The sequence below is a fragment of the Streptomyces sp. NPDC002845 genome, from assembly GCF_053591955.1.
The window spans coordinates 40,945-62,378 of the sequence record NZ_JBSFUU010000008.1 but is presented as its reverse complement, the minus strand read 5'-3'; the positions used below and the strand labels follow the sequence as shown (position 1 = coordinate 62,378).

The 21,434-nt window shown below is 71.6% G+C and carries 20 protein-coding genes; 3 read left to right on the top strand and 17 right to left on the bottom strand.

Annotation, left to right across the window (positions count from 1 at the left end; all coding sequences use genetic code 11):
• Window positions 1–93 precede the first annotated feature (93 nt).
• Entirely contained in the window at window positions 94–1,143 is a 1,050-nt protein-coding gene (locus ACWD3C_RS07820; RefSeq protein ID WP_451141211.1) for an aminotransferase class V-fold PLP-dependent enzyme, read from the top strand.
• Window positions 1,144–1,766: 623 nt separating this feature from the next.
• Window positions 1,767–2,774: a maleylpyruvate isomerase family mycothiol-dependent enzyme gene (locus ACWD3C_RS07815; protein WP_451141209.1), complete on the top strand. Its 1,008-nt coding sequence runs from the start codon at window positions 1,767–1,769 to the stop codon at window positions 2,772–2,774.
• Between the two features lie 144 nt (window positions 2,775–2,918).
• Here ACWD3C_RS07815 and thpD read toward each other — a convergent pair whose 3' ends face one another.
• From thpD to cobM, 14 genes are all read right to left on the bottom strand, one after another.
• Window positions 2,919–3,809, bottom strand: coding sequence for an ectoine hydroxylase (thpD, locus tag ACWD3C_RS07810; RefSeq protein WP_451141426.1), 891 nt, complete (start codon window positions 3,807–3,809; stop codon window positions 2,919–2,921).
• A gap of 22 nt (window positions 3,810–3,831) precedes the next feature.
• Window positions 3,832–4,230, bottom strand: a complete 399-nt coding sequence (locus ACWD3C_RS07805) for an ectoine synthase (protein WP_451141207.1) — start codon at window positions 4,228–4,230, stop codon at window positions 3,832–3,834.
• A gap of 56 nt (window positions 4,231–4,286) precedes the next feature.
• A complete protein-coding gene (gene ectB, locus ACWD3C_RS07800) occupies window positions 4,287–5,558 on the bottom strand; it encodes a diaminobutyrate--2-oxoglutarate transaminase (protein WP_451141205.1) in 1,272 nt (423 codons plus the stop codon).
• Window positions 5,559–5,570: 12 nt separating this feature from the next.
• A complete protein-coding gene (gene ectA, locus ACWD3C_RS07795; protein ID WP_451141203.1) occupies window positions 5,571–6,197 on the bottom strand; it encodes a diaminobutyrate acetyltransferase in 627 nt (208 codons plus the stop codon).
• 588 nt (window positions 6,198–6,785) lie between these two features.
• Window positions 6,786–7,877, bottom strand: coding sequence for an amidohydrolase family protein (locus tag ACWD3C_RS07790; RefSeq protein WP_451141201.1), 1,092 nt, complete (start codon window positions 7,875–7,877; stop codon window positions 6,786–6,788).
• A gap of 10 nt (window positions 7,878–7,887) precedes the next feature.
• Window positions 7,888–8,775: an amino acid ABC transporter ATP-binding protein gene (locus ACWD3C_RS07785; RefSeq protein ID WP_451141199.1), complete on the bottom strand. Its 888-nt coding sequence runs from the start codon at window positions 8,773–8,775 to the stop codon at window positions 7,888–7,890.
• Window positions 8,772–9,611, bottom strand: coding sequence for an amino acid ABC transporter permease (locus tag ACWD3C_RS07780; protein WP_451141197.1), 840 nt, complete (start codon window positions 9,609–9,611; stop codon window positions 8,772–8,774). The genes ACWD3C_RS07785 and ACWD3C_RS07780 overlap by 4 nt, the downstream gene beginning before the upstream one ends.
• Entirely contained in the window at window positions 9,608–10,453 is an 846-nt protein-coding gene (locus ACWD3C_RS07775; RefSeq protein ID WP_451141195.1) for a transporter substrate-binding domain-containing protein, read from the bottom strand. The genes ACWD3C_RS07780 and ACWD3C_RS07775 overlap by 4 nt, the downstream gene beginning before the upstream one ends.
• 494 nt (window positions 10,454–10,947) lie before the next feature.
• A complete protein-coding gene (gene cobC, locus ACWD3C_RS07770) occupies window positions 10,948–12,093 on the bottom strand; it encodes an Rv2231c family pyridoxal phosphate-dependent protein CobC (protein ID WP_451141193.1) in 1,146 nt (381 codons plus the stop codon).
• Window positions 12,083–13,036, bottom strand: coding sequence for a sirohydrochlorin chelatase (locus ACWD3C_RS07765; protein WP_451141191.1), 954 nt, complete (start codon window positions 13,034–13,036; stop codon window positions 12,083–12,085). The genes cobC and ACWD3C_RS07765 overlap by 11 nt, the downstream gene beginning before the upstream one ends.
• Window positions 13,033–13,788 (bottom strand): precorrin-8X methylmutase, encoded by a 756-nt coding sequence (locus tag ACWD3C_RS07760; RefSeq protein WP_451141189.1) that lies wholly within the window; start codon window positions 13,786–13,788, stop codon window positions 13,033–13,035. The genes ACWD3C_RS07765 and ACWD3C_RS07760 overlap by 4 nt, the downstream gene beginning before the upstream one ends.
• A 184-nt stretch (window positions 13,789–13,972) precedes the next feature.
• Window positions 13,973–15,673: a precorrin-3B C(17)-methyltransferase gene (gene cobJ / locus ACWD3C_RS07755; RefSeq protein WP_451141187.1), complete on the bottom strand. Its 1,701-nt coding sequence runs from the start codon at window positions 15,671–15,673 to the stop codon at window positions 13,973–13,975.
• Window positions 15,670–16,971 carry a precorrin-6y C5,15-methyltransferase (decarboxylating) subunit CbiE gene (cbiE, locus tag ACWD3C_RS07750; protein WP_451141185.1) on the bottom strand — a complete coding sequence of 434 codons (1,302 nt, stop codon included), beginning with the start codon at window positions 16,969–16,971 and terminating at the stop codon, window positions 15,670–15,672. The genes cobJ and cbiE overlap by 4 nt, the downstream gene beginning before the upstream one ends.
• Window positions 16,968–17,819, bottom strand: a complete 852-nt coding sequence (gene cobM / locus ACWD3C_RS07745) for a precorrin-4 C(11)-methyltransferase (RefSeq protein WP_451141424.1) — start codon at window positions 17,817–17,819, stop codon at window positions 16,968–16,970. Before cobM ends, cbiE begins: the two co-directional genes overlap by 4 nt.
• Window positions 17,820–17,967: 148 nt before the next feature.
• On the opposite strand from cobM, the gene ACWD3C_RS07740 reads away from it, so the two are divergent.
• Window positions 17,968–18,735, top strand: coding sequence for a ZIP family metal transporter (locus ACWD3C_RS07740; RefSeq protein WP_451141184.1), 768 nt, complete (start codon window positions 17,968–17,970; stop codon window positions 18,733–18,735).
• 44 nt (window positions 18,736–18,779) lie between these two features.
• Here ACWD3C_RS07740 and cobI read toward each other — a convergent pair whose 3' ends face one another.
• Genes cobI through ACWD3C_RS07725 form a run of 3 tightly spaced genes read right to left on the bottom strand, consistent with a single transcriptional unit; the run spans window position 18,780 to window position 21,432 of the window.
• Window positions 18,780–19,517 (bottom strand): precorrin-2 C(20)-methyltransferase, encoded by a 738-nt coding sequence (gene cobI, locus ACWD3C_RS07735; protein ID WP_451141182.1) that lies wholly within the window; start codon window positions 19,515–19,517, stop codon window positions 18,780–18,782.
• Window positions 19,514–19,801 carry a hypothetical protein gene (locus ACWD3C_RS07730; RefSeq protein WP_451141180.1) on the bottom strand — a complete coding sequence of 96 codons (288 nt, stop codon included), beginning with the start codon at window positions 19,799–19,801 and terminating at the stop codon, window positions 19,514–19,516. The genes cobI and ACWD3C_RS07730 overlap by 4 nt, the downstream gene beginning before the upstream one ends.
• Complete coding sequence (locus ACWD3C_RS07725) at window positions 19,798–21,432, bottom strand: cobyrinate a,c-diamide synthase (protein WP_451141178.1); 1,635 nt, start codon at window positions 21,430–21,432, stop codon at window positions 19,798–19,800. The genes ACWD3C_RS07730 and ACWD3C_RS07725 overlap by 4 nt, the downstream gene beginning before the upstream one ends.
• Window positions 21,433–21,434: the final 2 nt, after the last annotated feature.

The window sequence follows — 21,434 nt, the reverse complement described above, 5'->3', positions numbered from 1 at the left end:
GCCCTGGTCAAGGTCGACGTATAAGCGTTCCTTGGGCGGATCACGCAAAAGAAGTCAATGGACGGGGAGGTCGCGAAGCTCCAGAGTGGTCCCATGGAGACCTTCGAGAGCCTCGTCCGAGGCGAGTTCGCCCCGAAGAACACCTACCTGAACACCGCGAGCACCGGGCTGCTCCCGGCCCGCACGGTGGAAGCCATGCGGGTCGCGGTGCAGTCCGCCGCCGACGGGCGGCCGACGGACATGTTCGCCGACGTGGAGGCGGCCCGTGCCTCCTTCGCCCGGCTGCTGGGGGGGCCGGAGCGCCGGGTCGCGGCCGGCGCCTCGGTCGCCGTCTACACCGGCCTGATCGCCACCTCGCTGCCCGAGGGCGCCGAAGTCCTCACCGCCGAGGCCGACTTCACCTCCGTGGTGAACCCCTTCCACATGCGCCGCGACCTCAAGGTGCGCACGGTCCCGCTGGAGCGCGTCGCCGAGTCGGTGCGCCCCGGCACCGCCCTCGTCGCGGTCAGCGCCGTCCAGTCCGCCGACGGCCGTGTCGCCGACCTGCCCGCGATCCGCGAGGCCGCGCGCACGCACGGGGCGCGTACGTACATCGACGCTTCCCAGGCCGCCGGATGGCTGCCGCTCGACGCGAACGCGTACGACTACGTCTCCTCCGTCGCCTACAAGTGGCTCGTCTGCCCGAAGGGCGTGACCTTCCTGGTCGTCCCGGAGGACCTCGGCGGGCTCAACCCCGTCTTCGCGAGCTGGGTCGCGGGGGAGCACCCCTGGGACAGCTGCTACGGCCCGGTCGAGGAACTCGCCCACTCCGCCCGCCGGTTCGACGAAAGCCCCGCCCTCTTCTCGTACGCGGGCGCCCGCCCCTCCCTGGCCCTGATCGAGGAACTGGGCGTCGAGGCCGTACACGCCCATGACCTCGCCCTCGCCGACCGCTTCCGCAAGGGCCTGGCGGAACTCGGCCACGAACCGGTCCCCGCCCCCGGGTCGGCCATCGTCTCCGTCCCCCGCCTCGGCCACCGGCAGCCGGAATTGAGCCAGGCCGGGATCGAGGTCGCCAACCGCGCGGGCAACCTGCGGGCGGCCTTCCACCTGTACAACACGACCGCCGACGTCGACGCCCTGCTGGACGTCCTGTCCGGCTGAACAGTGGCGCGGAATCCGCAAGGACGCCAGGGACGGTGGGTGGCGGTGGAGCCGAGGTTCATCTACTGGGTGAGCGAAACGTAGCGATCCTGTGGCAGAGTGTCACGTGCGCGCCCGGCGCCCAGGCGACGTCGGGCACCCTCCTCGGTCAGACCATGCGGCCTGACCGATCAGCGTCCGGAGGGACGTGTCACGCGGGCTGACGGCCTCTGCCGCTCAGCACCAGGGCACGAAGGCGAGTGGCTTGCGCCCTGAGCAACGCTCGGGATCCCTAAGCCAATCAGAGACGCTCGACAGTCGTCCTACGGATGCGGAGTTGCATCGGCGGCTGGGTGGGGGGACGAGTCCGCGCTGAACGAGGCGTACGAGGCCTACGGCGGACTCGTCGACCCGCGAATGCTCCCTGTTGCTCCACACTGGAAAGGGGCGCAGGGTGACTCCGCTCCCCCACCCGTAAGGAGAGGGCTTCCAACCCGAAGGCTGCGGTCCAGCCCGAACCGACCTCTTGTCGAGGCGGAAAGAACCCACCACAGGCCCGGGATGCGACTCCCCCACCGGCTGAAGCCGGTGCTCCCCTCGCCAGGGAGACCGATGGAGTTCCGGGCAGCGGGAGGAGGCATGTGATGGCCACGGACCACGAGGGCGTACGGGAACTGCTGGCCGCCTGGGCCGTCGGCGCGCTGCCGCCCGACGAGGACAAGACCGTTCCGCCGCACCTCGCCGAGTGCGAGGAGTGCGCGGCGGAGGCGGAACGGCTGAGGGAAGCGGTACGGCTGCTGGACGGGCCGCCTGTCTCCCGCAACGGCCATCGCGCCGACGGCGTCCTCGCCGCGGCCCGCCGCTCCCGGCCCCGCACACCCAGGGCCGCCTCGCACGCGGCCCCGTACGCCGCCGCCGTCGCCGGACTCCAGTCGCTGCTCAAGGAGGTGGACGGACGCTGGGCGACACCGGTCGTGCACGACTGGGACGTCCACGCGACCGTGGCCCACCTCCTCGCCGCCGACGAGCCGCTGGCCCGGGAACTCGGCATCGACCCGCGCGTACCGCCCTCGCGGATTCCCGAGGGGGCCTCGTGGGAGGGCGCCTGGACGGCCCGGACCGCCGACGTGATCGCGCACGAGCGGACCCGCGCGCCCGAGGAGACTGTCGCCGACTGGGCCGCGCAGGCCGCCGCACTGCTCGCCACACCTGAGGCCCACGACCACGAACGCGCCGCGCATGCCGTGCCGTTGATGGGCCTGAGGCTGCCCGTCGCCGACCACTTCGTCGTACGCGCCTTCGAGACGTGGATCCACACCGACGACATCGGCCGCGCCCTCGGCCTCGCCGTGCCCCCGCTCCCCGACGCCCACCTGTGGCAACTGGTCCGCCTCGCCGTCCGTATCCTCGGCATGGCCCTGGCGAGCGCGCCCCCGGTGCTGTTCACGGTGACCGGGACAGAGCCCGACGACCAGTGGGTCCTGGGCTCCGAGGACGAGCCGGTGCACGCCGAACTCGTGCTGGCCCCGGTCGACTTCTGCCGCCTCGTCGGCGGCCGGTACGACCCGGACGAGGTGCCCCGGGGTGCCACGGGCGACGAGCGGGCCGTACGCAACGTACTGGAGCGGGCGGCGTCGCTGGCGTGGCTGTAGGCAGGCGGCAGCACGCGGGCCCGGACCTTCTCGCAGGAGAAGTCCCGGGCCCTTGGCTCGCGTCAGTTCACCGTACGGGGGTGAAATCCCTGGCCCCGATGCTCCATCTGATTGCGACTGCGCCGCGGGCCGGCCGGATTCCGCTCACCGCACGGGTGTGAAGTCCCGCGCCCCGATGAACTCAGGCCGGCGGATCGGTGCCGCGAACGGCTCCACCGCCGAGTTCTCCACGCTGTTGAACACGATGAAGACGTTGCTGCGCGGGAACGGGGTGATGTTGTCCCCGGAGCCGTGCATGCAGTTGCAGTCGAACCAGGTCGCCGAACCGGCCCGGCCCGTGAAGAGCTTGATGCCGTACTCGCCCGCCATCGAGGTCAGCGCCTCGTTGGACGGCGTGCCCGCGTCCTGCATCTGGAGGGACTTCTTGTAGTTGTCCTTCGGGGTGGCCCCCGCACATCCGAGGAACGTCTTGTGCGAGCCGGGCATGATCATGAGCCCGCCGTTGGTGTCGTAGTTCTCGGTCAGCGCGATCGAGACCGACACGGTCCGCATGTTCGGCAGTCCGTCCTCGGCGTGCCAGGTCTCGAAGTCCGAGTGCCAGTAGAAGCCGGAGGCACCGAAGCCGGGCTTGACGTTGATCCGCGACTGGTGGACGTACACGTCCGAGCCGAGGATCTGCCGCGCCCGCCCCACGACACGCTCGTCGCGCACGAGCTGGGCGAAGATCTCGCTGATCCGGTGCACCTCGAAGACCGAGCGGATCTCCTGCGACTTGGGCTCGATGATCGACCGCTCGTCGGCGCGGACCGCCGGATCGGCGGTCATCCGCTCCAGCTCACCGTGGTAGAGGGCGACCTCGTCCTCGGTGATGAGCTCCTCCATGGCGAGGAAGCCGTCGCGCTCGTACGACTGGAGGCCGGACAGCGAGATCGGGCCGGGGTGGCCGGGGCCGCTCCACACGACCGGGTCCTGGCGGGGAGTCGTCACCTCGGTGGCGCCGCGGCTGGGGTAGAGGTCGGGGACGGTGGTGGTCATGGGTGTGGTGGTCACGGTGAACTCAGACCTCCTCGGTGAGCAGGGGGTAGACGCCGTTCTCGTCGTGGTCCTCCCGGCCGGTCACGGGAGGATTGAAGACGCAGATGCAGCGGAAGTCCTTCTTGATCCGCATCGTGTGCCTCTCGTGCCCGTCGAGGAGGTACATGGTCCCGGGCGTGATGGTGTACTTCTTCCCGGTCTCGTCGTCGGTGAGCTCGGCCTCGCCCTCGACGCACACGACGGCCTCGAAGTGGTTCGCGTACCACATCGACGTCTCCGTACCCGCGTACAGGGTCGTCTCGTGCAGCGAGAAGCCGACCTTCTCCTTGGCGAGGACGATGCGCTTGCTCTCCCAGGTGCCCGACGCGGACTTCACATGCCGGTCGGTGCCTTCGAGTTCCTTGAACGAACGGACAATCACGATGCTGCGATGCCTCCTGCTCGGTGTGTTTCTCGGTGTGTCGTCTGAGATGGTGGTCAGACGGTTTCCCGTACGGCTCGGGCGAGGATCCGCAGGCCCTCGTCCAGCTCGTCGGGCGTGATGGTGAGGGCAGGGAGCAGTTTGACGACCTCGCCCTCGGGGCCGGACGTCTCGATGAGCAGCCCGAGCTCGAAGGCGCGCCGGGCCACGCGGTCCGCGCGCTCCTTGTCGTGGAACTCCAGCCCCCAGACGAGCCCGCGGCCCCGGTACTCCTTCACATCGGCGAGGTTCTCCTCGGCGATCGAGATCATGGCCTGCTCGACCTGCTCACCGCGGGCAAAGGTCTGCTTCTCCATGGCCGCCCCGTCGGCCCAGTACGCCTCCAGGGCCGCGGTGGCCGTCACGAACGCCGGGTTGTTGCCGCGGAACGTGCCGTTGTGCTCGCCCGGCTCCCAGACGTCCAGCTCCGGCCTGAACAGGCACAGCGACATCGGCAGTCCGTACCCGCTGATCGACTTGGACACGGTGACGATGTCCGGCGTGATCCCGGCCTCCTCGAAGGAGAAGAAGGCGCCGGTGCGCCCGCACCCCATCTGGATGTCGTCGACGATCAGCAGCATGTCCTGGCGTTCGCACAGGTCCGCGAGGGCACGCAGCCACTCGGCGCGCGCGACGTTGATGCCGCCCTCGCCCTGCACGGTCTCGACGATCACGGCGGCGGGCTTGTTGAGGCCGGACCCCTGGTCGTCGAGCAGCCGCTCGAACCACAGGAAGTCGGGCACCCTACCGTCGAGGTAGTGGTCGAAGGGCATGGGCGTGCCGTGCACGAGCGGGATGCCGGCCCCGGCGCGCTTGAAGGCGTTGCCGGTCACGGCCAGCGACCCCAGGGACATCCCGTGGAAGGCGTTCGTGAACGACACGATCGCCTCCCGCCCCTTCACCTTCCGCGCCAGCTTCAGCGCGGCCTCCACGGCGTTGGTGCCGGTCGGCCCCGGGAACATGACCTTGTAGGGCAGGTCACGCGGCCGCAGCACCAGGTTCTGGAAGGTTTCGAGGAAGGCGCGCTTGGCGGTGGTCGACATGTCGAGCCCGTGCGTGACGCCGTCGCGTTCCAGGTAGTCGATGAGGGCGCGTTTCAGTACGGCGTTGTTGTGGCCGTAGTTGAGTGACCCGGCCCCCGCGAAGAAGTCCAGGTACGCGTGGCCGTCCTCGTCGTACATCCGGCTGCCCTGCGCACGGTCGAAGACGGTGGGCCAGCCGCGGCAGTAGCTGCGCACCTCCGACTCCAGGGTCTCGAAGACGCTCAGGTCGGGCTGGGTGATGGTCACGGCAATCGCTCCTCAGAGGGGGAGGTGGGTCAACGGGCCGATGCGGTAGAGCACTTCGGGGTCGTGCGGGTCGTGTGCGCCGCTCGGGTCGGTCGGGTCGTTCGGGCTGTCGGGGAAGAGGTCCGTGTCGAACAGCACCTGGGTGGTGACGCGGGCGCCGTGCCGCTCGGCGAAGGAGGCGAACAGGCGCTCGGAGGCGGTGTTGCCCGGCGTGATGGTCGTCTCGACGGTGGTCAGCGGGTGCCGACGCGCGACCTGTGCGGTGAGCCCGTCCAGCAGCGCGGCGGCCAGCCCGCGCCCGCGGTACGCGGCGTCGACGGCCACCTGCCACACCAGGAGGGTGCCCGGCTGGTCGGGCCGGACGTACGCGGTGATGAACCCGACCGGTTCCCCGGTCGCGTCCCGCGCGACCACCGAGGTGCCGGCGAAGTCACGGCACCACAGCAGGTAGCTGTAGGAGGAGTTCAGGTCGAGGGTCCGTGAGTCCCGGGCGATCCGCCAGAGCGCGGCGCCGTCGGTCACTTCGGGGCGCTCGATGCGCAGTCCCTCCGGCATTTCCAGGAATTCCGCCGCTGCCTGTGCTGAGGTTGGCACTGGCATCGGCGCTGGCGCTGACGTGTCTGCTTGTGCGGCAGTCATACGGCTTGAATTTACCGAGAGGAATTTCGGATTGCATCGCCGTGCGGGGTTACGTACTGGGCGCTCGTGTGTTATCCCGCGGGCGTGTGTAGGCGCGCGAAGGGGCGGCAAAAGGTGGTGTTTTGCCCGGAAATTAGGGGAGGAAACGGGCGCGATGTGGAGTCGGTCACATGTGTGTAACTCTCGTGAGACCTGCCTGAATTGCGTCTCGCGATGTTCGCTAAATCTTTGTGTTTAGGAGAGGGGAGAGCGGGCAGAAGAATACGGGGACCTACCCTCGGTGAATTCCCCGGATCAACCCCGGAGAATTGGGGTGGAAAGGGTTCTCGAATTCCCGGAGATCAGGCACCGGTGACCCCGTCGATGCGCTCACGCACGATGCCGACGTGACTGTTGTGGCGGGCGCTCGGGGCCGGTCATCAGGGGATGGGGCGGCCGTCGGGGAGGATTGCGGGGGGAGACGGTTGGGCAGCGCCCCCGAAGGGGCGCAGGGCGGCGTCAGCATGCGGCTCCGTCGCGCGGGCGCGACCGGCCACGACGGTTGCCGCAGACGAACGACGGCACATCGCGGCACTTCCGGCGGAGCGCTCAGCCGACCACCCGGCCGTTCAGCACCACCCGCCGCGGCGCCGCCAGTATCCGTACGTCCGCTCGCGGGTCCCCGTCGTACACGACGAGGTCCGCGGGTGCGCCCTCGTCCAGGCCGGGCCGGCCCAGCCACCGCCGCGCGCCCCACGTGGTCGCGGACACCGCCTCGACCGCCGGAATGCCCGCGGTGACCAGTTCGGCGACCTCCGCGGCCGCCAGCCCGTGCGCGAGTGATCCGCCGGCGTCGGTCCCGACGTACACGGGGATGCCGGCGTCGTACGCGGCCCGCACGGTGTCGTAGCGGCGCTCGTGCAGCCGCCGCATGTGGTCCGACCAGCGCGGGAACCTGGCCTCGCCGCCGTCCGCGAGGGCCGGAAACGTCGCGATGTTGACGAGGGTGGGGACGATGGCGACACCGCGCGAGGCGAAGAGAGGGATCGTGTCCTCCGTCAGGCCCGTCGCGTGCTCGACGCAGTCGATGCCCGCCTCGACGAGGTCCCGGAGGGAGTCCTCGGCGAAGCAGTGGGCCGTGACCCGCGCGCCGAGCCTGTGGGCCTCGGCGATCGCCGCCTCCACCGCCTCCCGCGGCCAGCAGGCCGTCAGGTCGCCCGCGTCCCGGTCGATCCAGTCGCCCACCAGCTTCACCCAGCCGTCGCCGCGCCGGGCCTCCTGGGCGACGTACGCGACGAGGTCCTCGGGCTCGATCTCGTACGCGTAGTTGCGGATGTAACGGCGGGTACGGGCGATGTGGCGGCCGGCCCGGATGATCTTCGGGAGGTCGTCGCGGTCGTCGATCCAGCGGGTGTCCGAGGGCGAGCCGGCGTCCCTGATCAGGAGCGTGCCCGCCTCGCGGTCGGTGAGCGCCTGCTTCTCGGAGACGTCGTCGGGGACCGGCCCATGGGCGTCGAGGCCGACATGGCAGTGCGCGTCGACGAGGCCGGGCAGGGCCCAGCCCTTGACGGTACGGACCTCACGGGCGCCGGCGGGACGGTCGTAGGAGACCCTCCCGCCGACGACCCAGAGTTCGTCGCGGACGTCGTCGGGCCCGACGAGCACCCGCCCCTTCACGTGCAGCACCGCCTGATTCCTCATGTACCGCACCTTAGTGAGCGGGCCGCTGGTCGGACTTTCCGACCTGGTCCGACGTCTCCTCCTCCACGTCCGCCATCGCCGGGTCGAGGAGGCGGGAGAGGAAGTGGCGGGTACGCTCGTGCCGCGGCTTCACGATGACCTGCTCGGGTGTGCCGTCCTCGACGACGACCCCGCCGTCCATGAAGACGACCCGGTCGGCGACCTCGCGGGCGAAGGTCATCTCGTGGGTGACGACCATCATCGTCATGCCCTCGTCGGCGAGCATGCGCATGACGGCGAGTACGTCGCCGACGAGCTCGGGGTCGAGCGCCGAGGTCGGCTCGTCGAAGAGCATCACCTCAGGGCCCATCGCGAGCGCGCGGGCGATGGCGACGCGCTGCTGCTGGCCGCCGGAGAGGGAGGACGGGTAGGCGTCCGCCTTCTCGGCGAGGCCCACGCGCGCAAGGTTCTCGGCGGCGATCCTGGCCGCCTCCGCCTTGTCCCGCTTCAGTACGCGCCTCTGCGGCAGCGTGAGGTTCTCGGTCACCGTGACGTGCGGGAAGAGGTTGAACTGCTGGAAGACCATGCCGATACGGCGGCGTACGGCGTCGATGTCGACATCGGGGTGCGTGACCTCCGTACCGCCGACGAAGACCTGGCCCTCGGTGGGTTCCTCCAGGAGGTTCACGCAGCGCAGCAGGGTCGACTTGCCGGAGCCGGACGGGCCGATGACGCAGACGACCTCGCCCTGGCCGATCTCCAGGTCGATGCCGCGCAGGACGTGGTTGTCGCCGAAGGACTTGTGCAGGCCGCGGACCTGGATCTCCGGGTTCTCCGGGTTCTCCGGGTTCTCCGGGTTCTCCGGGTTCTCCGGGTTCTTCGGGTTCTTCGGGTTCTTCGGGTTCTTCGGGTCGCTCATTGCGTGGCCTCCGCCGCCTTCGCTTCCAGCCGCCGTACGACGAACCCGAGCGGCACCGTCACCAGCAGATAGCACAGGCCCGCCACCAGGATCGGCGTGGAGTTGGCGGTCTGGCTCGCCAGGTCGCGGCCGAACTTGGCGAGTTCGCGCTCCTCCAGGGTCACGCCGAGGAACAGCACGAGCGAGGAGTCCTTGAACAGGAGCACCAACTCGTTGGTGAGCGGCGGGATCACGATCCGGAACGCCTGCGGGATGATGATCGAGACCATGGCCCGGGCGTGCGAGAAGCCCAGCGAACGGGCCGCCTCCATCTGCCCCTTGGGCACGGCCTGGATGCCCGCGCGGATCGTCTCGGCCATGTACGCGGCGGCGACGAGCCCGAGGGCGAGTGCGACCTTGCCGTACGTACCGCCCGGGATCTGCGTGCCCGGGAAGGCCAGCGGTACGGCCACGCCCACGAAGATGAAGATCAGCAGGGCGGGCAGGCCGCGGAAGAACTCGATGTAGACGCCCGCGAGCCAGCGGTACGGGCCCACCGGGGACAACCGCATCAGGGCGATGACCATGCCGAGCACGAGCCCGAAGACGAAGCCGGACAGCGTGTAGAGCACGGTGTTCTTGAGGGCCACCGAGATGATCTCGGGGAACATCCGCTCGGCCAGGTCGGGCTGCGCGAACTGGTTCCGCAGCCGGCCCCAGTCCGCCGAGACCGCGAGGGCGATCACGGCGGCGACGAACACGGCGTACTGGGCTCCGCGCGACAGACTCCGCTTCTGACGCCGGGTCAGACCGGTCTTGCGGGGCTGGAGCCGGACGTCGTTCTCGGCCTCACTCATGAGGCGGACGGGGAGGCGCTGGAGTCGGCGCCCTCGTCGTACGGGCCGATCCACTGCTCGTACAGCTCCTTGTACGTGCCGTCGGCCTTCGCCTCGTCGATCGCCTTGTTGACGGCGTCGAGGAGTTCGGTGTTGCCCTTCTTCACCGTGAAGCCGTACTCCTCACCGGTGTTGATGTTGTCGGCGACCTCGAAGGCGTCGGCGTTCGCCTTGTCCTTCAGCCAGCCCTGGACGACCGGGTAGTCGATGACGACGGCCTGGACCTGGCCGGTGCGCAGCCCGTTGAGGACGGCGTCGGAGGACTCGAACGAGACGGGGTTCAGGCCCTGGCTGGTCGCGTACTCCTCGCCGGTCGTCTGCGCCTGGGCGCCGACCTTCTTGCCTTCGAGGTCCGCGGAGGAGGAGATGCCGCTGTCCTTGGCGGCCAGCACGGCCTGGGTGGCGTCGAAGTACGGGACCGAGAAGTCGACGTTCTTCTTGCGCTCCTCGGTGATCGTCATACCGGCCGCGGCGAGGTCGCACTGGCCGGCGTTGAGGAAGGCGCCGGTCTTGAAGTTCTCGAACGGCGTGTCGACGATCTCCTGCTGCACGCCCAGGTCCTCGGCGACCAGGTCGACGAGGGAGACGTCGAAGCCCTGCACCTTGCCGTCGATCTCCGACTGGAACGGCGGGTACGGCAGGTGGGTGCAGGTAGTGAGCCGTCCGGCCTTCACCAGGGTGACCCCGCCCGCGGTGGTCTCCCCACCGTCGTCGTCCGAGGAGCAGCCGGCGACGAACAGCAGTCCGGCCGTCGCGGTGGTGGCGGCCAGAATGCGGGTCCGGCGTCCGAGGACCGTGTTCACGGGGTGACCTCCTGTGAGTGAACTGATAGTTCCGATTATAAGGAAATGTTTGAGGTGCTCAAATTAATCCCAAGGCTGCCGACCCGTCTGGCCTCAGAAGTCGCCAGTGCGGGGCAGGGTGTACCGCGGGATCACGCTCGAACGACGCCGTATGGACACCTGCCGACCGAGGAGACCGACCGACCCCGTGACCCACCCCTTCCTGGACCTGCCCGCTGAGCGCGGCGCGCTTCGCGTGCTTGGGGCGGAGGAGCCTGGCGCGGGATTGGTGTGGTGGGGCGCGGGCTGATGAGTGCTGCTCCGGGCTGGAGCCGCGCCCAAAAAGGGGCGCGGGGCTGTATCGATATGCGGCTCCGCCGCGTGGGCACGACCAGCCACAAACAACCCGCAGTCCCCCGACAACCCCACCACCCACCCCCTGCCCGGCGGGGTCGAAGGGGCGGCAGCCCCTGGGGATGGGACGGGTAGGGGCGGCGGGGGCGAAACAAAACCCCTCAGCGCCCCGCCAGGGTCACCGCCCGGTCCAGCGCCTGCAGGAAGCGATTCACCGTCACCCGATCCCGCACGGCCAGCCGCAGCCACTCATCACCCAGACCGGGAAACGTGTCACCCCGCCGCACGGCGAAGCCGAGGACGCGCAGGTGCCGGCGTACGGCGGCGGCATGGGGAAGGCGGACGAGGACGAAGGGCCCCTCCGCGGGCTCGGCGACGAGCAACCCGTCGGGAGCGAACTCCCGGAGCCCCGCGACGAGATGGGCGCGATCCGCGGCGACACGGCGCGCCGCACCGGCCGCCTCACCCAAGGCCCGCGAGGAGACACACGCCTCGGCCGCGGCGAGGGCCGGCGTCGACACCGGCCACAACGGCTGCGCCCGCTCCAGCTCCGCGACCGTCTCCGGGGAGGCCAGCACGTACCCGATCCGCAGCCCGGCCAGCCCCCAGGTCTTGGTCAGACTGCGCAGGACCACCAGCCCGGGGACATCCGTCCGCCCGGCGAGAGCCTCCCGCTCCTCCGGCACCGCATCCATGAACGCCTCGTCGACCACCAACGTCCGCCCCGGCCGGGCGAGTCGGGCGACGGACGCGGCGGGGTGGAGCACGGACGTCGGGTTCGTCGGGTTGCCGATGACGACGAGGTCCGCGTCGTCGGGGACGGCAGCCGGGTCCAGACGAAAGCCGTCCTCCACCCGCAGCAGAACCCGGCCCACCGTGTGCCCCGCGTCCCGCAACGCCGCCTCCGGCTCGGTGAACTGCGGGTGTACGACGACGGGCTGACGGGCCTTCAGGGCACGCGCGAGCAGCACGAAGGCCTCCGCCGCACCGGCCGTCAGCAGCACATGCTCCACGGGCACCCCGTGCCGGGCCGCCACCGCGGCCCGCGCGGCCCGCCCGTCCGGGTACGCGGCGAGCCCCCCGAGCGACGAGGCGATCCGCTCCCGCAGCCAGCCCGGCGGCGTATCCGCCCGCACGTTGACCGCGAGATCGACGAGCGCGGACCCGTCGTCCCGGACCTCGGCGTCACCGTGATGCCGCAGATCGTGCGACGCGTCCGCGTGTGACGGGCCCTCGTACGACGACACGCCTTCGTACGACGACACGCCCTCGCCGCGCTCGTCTCTTCCGCCGTCGTCAGTGCGCATGTGAGTGGTGGGAGTGCGCATGACCGTGACGTCCGTCGTGGTGCCCGTGATGGTGGTGACCGTCGTCGTCCGGGTGGAAGTGCGGCTGCTGCGGCAGCCCCACCTTGTCCTCGAAGCCGGGGAGCGCGATGCGGTAGACGCAGGAGTCGCAGTTCATGCGCAGGTCGCCCTTGACGGCCTCCTCGTACCGTTCCATGACCAGATCCAGCAGCTCCGGCTCCGGCCCGATGACATCGGCCGACCGTACCTCGATCTCCGGATGGGCGGCGGCCCACCCCTCGGTCTGCTGGCGCACCCGGTCCGGCAGGATTCCCGTGAAGAGGAAGTACGGCAGGACGACGATCCGGCGCGCCCCCAGCTTCGCGCAGCGGTCCAGCCCGGACGGCACGTCCGGCGCCGCCAGCGAGACGAACGCCGTCTCCACGCCCGCGTACCCGCGCCCCTCCCACAGCAGCCGAGCCGCCTTGTGGACCTCCGCGTTGGCGTCGGGGTCGGTGGACCCGCGCCCGACGAGCAGGACGGTCACGTCGGCCCGGTCGGCGGGCGTCCGGACCGTGTCACCCGTACCGCCGAGCGCCTCGTCGAGCCGCCGCTCCAGCACGTTCAGCAGCGCCGGGTGCGGGCCGAGCGGGCGCCCGTAGGAGTACGAGATCCCGGGGTGCCGCTCCTGCTCGCGGGCCAGCGCGGCCGGGATGTCCCCCTTGGCGTGCCCGGCGGACACCAGCATCAGCGGTACGGCGGCGAAGCGTTGTACCCCCTGCTCGACCAGCTCGGTCACGGCCTCGCCCAGCGGCGGCGGGGACAACTCGATGAAACCGCCCGTTACGGGCAGGCCGGGGTTCCGGCGCCCCAACTCCCGTACGAAGTCGCGGAAGGCCTCGGCGCCCGCGTCGTCCCGAGTGCCGTGGCCGGCGATGAGCAGGGCGGGGGACGGGGTGGTCACGATTTCTCCTTCGAGACGGGTGCTACGGGGGATACGGATTCTGCGAGGGGTGCCGGTGATGTAGATGGTGCCGGCGGCGCAAGTGATGCAGGTGATCCGGGAGATGCAGAGGATACGGGCGCCGCCGACCCCGCCGACGCCAAAGGTGACACAGACGACCGCGACGCCCCAGATGCCCCCGACCGCACCGGGCAGTACAGCAACGCGTTCAGCGCCGCCGCCGCCACCGCCGAGCCGCCCTTCTCGGAGAGGTTGCTCACGGCGGGCAGCCCGCTCTCGCGCAACGCGGCCTTGGACTCGGCTGCCCCGACGAAACCGACGGGCAGACCGATGACGAGCGCCGGGGAGGCGTCCAGGGTCAGCAGCTCCTCCAGGGCGGTCGGCGCACAGCCGATCACCCACAGGGCGCCGGGCCCGACCTCCTCGTACGCCAGGCGGATCGCATGGGCCGAACGCGTCAGCCCCGGCCCCGACCTGGCGTCCTTCAGCCTGCAGACGGTCTGACGGCGGGTGATGCCAGCCGCGACCATCTCCACGTCCACGACGACGGGCGCCCCGGCGTGCAGCGCCGCATGCGCCGTCACGAGGTCGCCCTCGTCCATGACGAGATCGTCCGCGTACTCCAGGTCGGCGGCGGAGTGGATGACCCGCTCCACCACCGCCCGGGTCAGCGGCGCAAAGTGCGAGGTGTCCAGGCGGGCACGCAGCCGCCGGAAGGACTCCTGCTCGATCGGATGAATCACGCGGTTCACCGAGCCTCCCGGTGGTACGGTCGGGGCGTGCTGAGCGAGAACCAAGCCAGCACAGCAGCCTCCAATCTTTGGGAAAACCGGGCTGGTTCCAACCCGGCTGGCGTTGATCGCGGAAGACTTGATCGTTTGCTGAGCGACCGAGCGGCGTGAGCCAGGAATCCTTCTCGTTCGCGAGGAGGAGGGTTCAATTGGGTTCCACCTGCCAGCGGTAACCGCGGGGCGTCACCATGCGCCCCGCGACCTGCCGGGTCGCCGTGTTGCCCACTGTCACGACCGTCATCATGTCGACCGTCGCCGGGTCCAGAGCGCTCAGCGTCGTCACCCGGCTGGACTCGTCCGGCCGTGAGGCATTGCGTACGACTCCGACCGGCGTCGTCGGCTCCCGGTGCCCGGCGAGGATCGCGAGCGCCTTGGGCAGCTGCCAGTCGCGGCCCCGGCTGCGCGGGTTGTAGAACGTCACCACGATGTCGGCCTCCGCCGCCGCCCGCACCCGCCGCTCGATGACCTCCCAGGGAGTGTGCAGGTCGGAGAGGCTGATGGACACGTGGTCGTGGCCCAGCGGCGCCCCCAGAACGGCGCCCGCGGCCAGCGCCGCCGTCACGCCGGGCACCCCGACCACGTCGATGTCGTCGGACGCCTCGGCCAGCGCGGGCGACGCCATCGCGTACACCCCCGCGTCCCCGCTCCCGATCAGCGCCACGGCCCGCCCCTTCCGGGCCTCGGCCACCGCCGTACGCGCCCGCTCCTCCTCGGCCCCGAGCCCGGACTCCAGGACCAGGGTGCCTGGGCGGAGCAGATCGCGGATCTGGTCGACGTACTGGTCCAGCCCCACGAGGACGGAGGCGCGCCGGAGTTCCGCCGTGGCGCGCGGGGTCAGCAGGTCGCGGGCGCCGGGACCGAGCCCCACGACGGCGAGCCGCCCGCGCGCCGGACGCCGTACGACGGCACACGTGGCCATCGCCGGCTGCCCGTCCGCGCGCTCCGACTTCCGCTTGGGGACGAGGAGTTCACCCCCGCGGACGAGGGCCGCCGCCTCCGCGACCGACGGCGTGCCCACGGCGGCGAGCGGCGCGCCGGAGGGGTTCGGCACCTCCACCGTCGCCAACTCCTCGGCCGCGTACGTCACCACGGGCACCCCGAGCCGCTCCGCCGCCCCGACGATGCCGGGCTCGTCGGCCTTGGCGTCGACCGTGGCGAACTCGGCGATGCTGCGAACCGACAGACCCGCCTCCCCAAGGGCGCTCTCGACGAGGCCGAGCACCTCCTCCACGGGCGCGCCCTTGGAGGCACCGACCCCGACGACGAGGGAGGGCGGGCGCAGGACGACCTCACGCTCGGACCGCTCGGCGGGCTCAACCTCCCGATCAGTCACACGAATCGTGCACGCCCCCTGCTCCGCGACCGGCAACGGCGGCAGCGGCCACGCCGACTCCGCCTCCAGCACGACCGGTTCGCCGTCCAGCAGCGCCCGAGTCACCCCGGCGACATCCCCCTCCACGGGGAACCCGAGCGTGTCGAGGCCCGGCACCCCCACGGCATCCGTCGCCGTGGTCACCACGGGCTGCGCCCCGAGCAACTCGCCCACCTCACGGGCGAGTTCGTTCGCCCCACCCCCGTGCCCGCCCACGAGCGCGACGGCGAACCGCCCGCCCTCGTCGACGCACACGATGCCCGGGTCGGAGGCCTTGTCGTCCAACAGGGGGGCGACAAGCCGTACGACCGCGCCCGTCGCGAGGAAGCACACCAGCTGGTCGCACTCCCCGAACGCCCGCCGTACGGCGTCCCCTACGGCACCGTCGTACACGCGGGTGCGCGCGGGCCAAGCGGCGGCGAGCCGCTCGCAGGCCGCCGCGCCCGCCGCCGTCGCGGAGATCAGGCCGATCACTGGGTCACTCCTTCAATGGGGTCTGTAGTGGGGTCTGTAGTGGGGTCTTCATCGGGTTCTGCCAAGGCTTCCGGAGGCCGGACGACGCCCCACAGCAGGAAAACGGGATTGGTGGCCGCCAGCCGGGTCACGTCCCCCGGCAATGGCGCGAGCCGGGACGCCTGGAGCAGTACGCCGTCGCAGGTCAGCCCGGCCGCCATGAGTGCCTCCCGGGCCGCCGGGACCCGGTCGAGCGCGGCCATGGCGACCACCACCGCCCGCCGGGCGCGCCGGGCGCAGGCGGTGACGATGGCGGGCAGTTCACGGCCTCCGCCGCCGATGAACACGGCGTCGGGATCGTCGAGTTCCGACAGGGCGGCCGGGGCGGCGCCGTGCACGACCCGGACGTCGACGCCGTGCGCGGCGGCGTTTGCGCGGACGCGTTCCGCCCCGTCCCGCGTCTTCTCGACGGCGGTGACGGCGGCCCCCAGCCGCGCGCACTCCACGGCGACGGAGCCGGACCCCGCGCCCACGTCCCACACCAGATCGCCGAGGCGCGGCCCGAGCCGGGCCAGCGCCAGCGCCCGTACCTCGAACTTGGTGATCATCGAGTCACGGTACGCGAACTCGCCCTCGTCCAGGGCCCATTGGGCAGGCGAAGGGCGGACCCCGGCGACGGTACGCACGGGAGCGACCAGGTGCTCCTCCGCCAGGCACAGCACGATACTCACCGCCGTATCCCAGTCCCGCGCCGCGGCCTCCGCCGGCGTCACGCGCTCCACCCGCTCGCGCCCGGGATCGCCCAGCGCGGACGCCACGACCAGAATCCGCCCGCTCGACCGGAGCCCCGCGCCCAGTTCGGCGGGCCCGGAGCCGGGACCGGTCAGCACGGCCACCTTCGGGTGGGACCGGCACACGTTGAGCGCGGTGCGCAGGTCACGCCCGTGCGCGCTGACCACGACCGCGTCGTCCCAGGGCAGCCCGAGCCGGGCGAACGCGGTGGCGACGGACGACACGCCCGGCCGCACGTCCAGCCGTCCCGCCCCGAACCGCTCCGCCAGCGCCCGGACGATCCCGAAGAACCCGGGGTCGCCGGAGGCGAGGACGACGACCCGCCGCTCCGGGACGTACTTCTCGATCTTCTCGATGGCGTCGAGGGCGGGCGCCAACGGCCCCAGAACGATGCGCTCGGCCGTGTCCGGCAGCCGCGCCGCGTCCAGATGCCGCCGCGCGCCCACGACGAGTGCGGCCTCGCCGAGTGCGGCCTCGGCGTCCGGGGTGAGGGGCGCCCCCGTTCCCGTACCGATGACGGTGATCACGGCGTCGCACCCCGCTCCCGTGCCTCACGAGCGGCCTCACGAGCGGCCTCACGGAGGGCCCTGCGGGCCTGCGGGTCGGCTTTCCGGTAACCGTGGAAGTGGCCGGGGTGGTACAGGTGCGAGCGGGTGCCGTGCGCGTCGAGGGCCGGGCCGACCAGGAACAGCGTGTGCTTCCACAGCTTGTGCTCCTTGACCGTCTCCTCCAGGGTCTCGATCGTGCACTTCACGACGAGTTCCTCCGGCCAGGTCGCCTGGTACGCGATCACGACGGGCGTCGATGTCGGATAGCCGCCCTCCAGCAGTTCCCGTACGAGCTGACCGCTGCGCGCGGCCGACAGGAACACCGCCATGGTCGTGCCGTGCCGCGCGAACTCCCGTACCTCCTCACCGGGCGGCATCGGCGTCTTGCCGCCGCCGAGCCGGGTGAGGATCACGGACTGCGCGACCTCGGGGATGGTCAGCTCGCGCTGAGCGAGCGCGGCGACGGCGGAGAAGGAGGAGACACCCGGAACGATCTCGGTCTCGATGCCGATCCCGGCGCACCGGTCGAGCTGCTCCTGCGTACCGCCCCAGAGCGCGGGGTCGCCGGAGTGGATACGGGCCACCTTCAGCCCTTCCGCCGCGGCCCGTTCGTAGACGGCGACGACGTCCTCCAGGGACATGGCCGCCGAGTCGAGGATCTCCGCACCCTCGCGCGCGTGGTCGAGGACCTCCGCCTGGACCAGGCTGGCCGCCCAGATCACGACGTCGGCCTCGGCGATCGCGCGCGCGGCACGGAACGTCAGCAGGTCGGCGGCGCCGGGGCCGGCACCGACGAAGGTCACCTTGCCGGCGGGGGCGTCGGCCATGGGGGCAGTGGGAGCCACGGGGGCTGGTCCTCTCATACAGGCATACAGGCATACGGGGTTACTGCTGGTGCGGGGCCGGGACGTTCGCTCGGCAGGACACGGGCGCCCGGTCACGCGGGACGACGGCCCGATCGGATAGCAAGGTCCCATGGCGGTCCTCGTCGCGCTCGGCGCGTTCCTGATGACGCTGGTCGGCGGCTGGACGGCCGGGCGCGTGACGGACCGCCGTCACCTGGTGCTGGGCCTGGCCGGCGGCCTGATGCTGGGCGTGGTCGGCCTGGACCTGCTGCCGGAGGCGCTGGACGCGGCCGACGGTGAGGTCTTCGGCGTACCGGCCGCGCTGCTGCTGTTCGTCGCCGGGTTCCTGCTGGCCCATGTGGTGGAACGGCTGCTGGCGGCGCGGCAGGCCCCCCATGGCGCCGAGGAGCCCGCTGGGCGACCCCGGGGTCCGGCTCCGCCACCGGGGCGCGTCGGCCGCACGCCCGAAGTGGGCCTGACGGCCGCCGCGGCGATGGTCGGCCACAGCGCCATGGACGGTGTGGCGCTCGGCGCGGCCTTCCAGATCGGCGGCGGCATGGGCGCGGCGGTCGCGCTCGCGGTGATCGCCCACGACTTCGCGGACGGCTTCAACACGTACACGATCACGAGCCTGTACGGCAACGCCCGCCGCCGGGCGATCGCCATGCTGCTCGCCGACGCGGCGGCCCCGGTCCTGGGCGCGGCCTCCACGCTCCTCTTCACGATCCCGGAGGACCTGCTCGGCGGCTACCTCGGCTTCTTCGGCGGCGCACTCCTTTACCTGGCCGCCGCCGAGATCCTCCCCGAGGCCCACCACGAGCACCCCGCCCGGCCGACCCTGCTGTGCACGGTCGCGGGCGCGGCCTTCATCTGGCTGGTGGTGGGCATCGCCGAGTGACCCGCCCGGCCGCTCGGGAGTCACCTCAGGGGCCACCCCGGGGGTCACAGCTTGCCGCCGCGTCCGCCGTCGCGCCGGGCGGGCGCGATGAGCGTGGACAGATACGGCAGCGGCTCACCGCCGAGTTCACCGGCCGACCGGATCGACTCGCCGGCCAGCCCGAGCGCGGACCCCCATACGGCGTCGTCCAGCCGCCCCGTCTCGTGCAGCGCCTCGGCGACCTCCTTCGCCTGCCGCCCGAACTTGTACGCCACCACCGTCCCGGGCCCCCGCAGGGCCTCCCGCAGCACGGCCGCCCCGGCGGTGACCGGCACGAGGGTGAGCGGCTCGGTCCCCTCGGTCAGCACGGCACCGGAACGCGCGGCGAGATCCTGCATCGCGGTGATGCCCGGCACGGTCTCGACGACCGTCCCCGGCAGCAACTCCCCGATGGTCTGCGCGAGATACGTGAACGTGGAGTACACGTTGGGATCACCGATGGTCGCGAACGCCACGGTGGAGTGCTCCTTCAGCAACTCGGTCACCCGCTCCCCGGCCGCGTCCCAGGCGGCCTCGCGCCGCGCACGGTCCGTCCGCTCGTTCAACGCGAACACGACCCGTACGACCTTGTCCTCGGGCACGTAGTGCAGGACGGTGGCTTCGGCGCGCCCCCGTTCCCCAGTGTCCATTACCGGTACGACGACGACATCGGCGGCCCGCAGAGCGTTGACGCCCTTGACCGTCACCAACTCCGGGTCGCCCGGCCCGACTCCGACCCCGATGAGGCGCTGCGTGGTCGTCATGATGGGGAGACTCCTCGTCCGAAGGTGACCTTGCCGTGCCTTCCTTCCGGCACGGCGATGAGATACGGCCGCTCCGCGTCGGCCCGGAGCGGGGCCCAACCCGACCAGGTCGCCGCGTACGGCGTCGGTTCGGGATGTCCGGTGCATCGCCTGCGGGTCCGTGGTGGCTGGTCGCGCCCCGCGGTGGAGCCGCTGATGTCACGGCCCCGCGCCCCTTTGGGGCGCGGACCGTTCGGCGCGGGTTGCCCGTCGTCGGGCCCGCCGCCCAGCGGCGCGGTGCTCATCTCATGCTCCTGACGGTGCGCTCGGTGCGCCCGGTGTCCTTGGCGGCGTACTCGACGAAGCGGCGGGCCACGTCAGGCGACGCCGCCCAGTGCGTGTGCAGATAGCTGGCGTGCACACCCCCCTGGACGAACCCCTCCACCCGGCGCCCCGGCCGGTGCAGCCCCCAGGCCGGCCGTTCGCCCGCGCCCGGTTCCAGTACGGTGCGGTGGAACTCGTGCCCCCGCAGCCGGGTGCCCGACACGGCCAGCACACTGTCGGACACGGCCACCGCGTCCCGGTAGCCGAGGGTCAGCCGTTCCGTCATACGCGCGCTCGCCCCGATCACCCCGCACATGGGCTGCCCGTCGAGCTCACGGCAGAGGTACAGCAGCCCCGCGCACTCGGCCGCGACGGGCGCCCCCGACCCCACCAACTCGGCCACCGCCTTGCGCAGCGGCTCGTTCGCGGACAACTCCGGCGCGTACACCTCCGGGAAACCACCACCGATGACCAACCCACCCGTCCCTTCGGGCAGTTGCTCGTCACGGAGGGGATCGAAGACCACGACCTCCGCTCCGGCGGCGGCAAGCAATTCGGCATGCTCGGCGTAGGAGAAGGTGAAGGCGGGACCGCCCGCGACGGCGATCACAGGCGCCTTCGGGGCCGGGGCGGCATCATCCGGCCGGTTCGGTGCCTTCGAGGCGTGCCGAGCCACATCCAGCCCGTCCGGCGTTTGAGGACGAGGCCGTCCAGGCCGATCCCCACCCCCCACCGGGCCGCCACTTTCCCATGTCGCCCAGCCGCCTCCAGCCCGTCCGGCGCTTGAGGACGAGGCCGTGAGGCCGACAGCGGGGGTCTGGGGGCGGCAGCCCCCAGGGTCGGGAACGGGAAGGGGCGGAGGGGGCGAACCAGCCAGGACCTCAGCCGCATCCCAAGCCGCACCCGACAACCCACCCGCGCTCCGCGCCAGCCCCAGCAACGCCTCCAGATCGCACCCTCCGGCCACCTGCCCGGCCATGGCGCGGACGGCCTCCACCGCCTCCACCCGCCGCTCGGCAACCGGCACCAGCCCCAGATGCCGCGACGGCGTGTCCACCCGAGCCACCCGCCGCAGCACACCCAGCACCGGCACCCCGACCGACTCCAACGCCTCCCGCAACAACTCCTCGTGCCGGTCCGACGCGACCTTGTTGAGAATCACGCCCCCGACCCGCACCTCCGGATCCCACGACACGAACCCGTGCACCAGCGCCGCCACCGACCGCGCCTGCGACGAGGCATCCACGACCAGCACGACCGGCGCACGCAGCAACTTCGCGACCTGCGCCGTCGACGCCAGCTCACCCTCGCCGCTCGCCCCGTCGTACAGCCCCATTACACCCTCGACCACCGCGACGTCACACCCCGCCGCCCCGTGCGCGAACAGCGGAGCGACAAGCTCCGCACCGCACAGGAACGCGTCCAGGTTCCGCCCCGGCCGCCCCGTGGCCAACGCGTGATACCCGGGATCGATGTAGTCCGGCCCGACCTTGTGCGGAGACACGACGAGCCCCCGCGCGGCGAACGCGGCCATCAGCCCCGTGGCAACGGTGGTCTTGCCGCTGCCCGAGGAAGGCGCGGCGATGACCAGCCGGGGAACGGACGAAGACATCA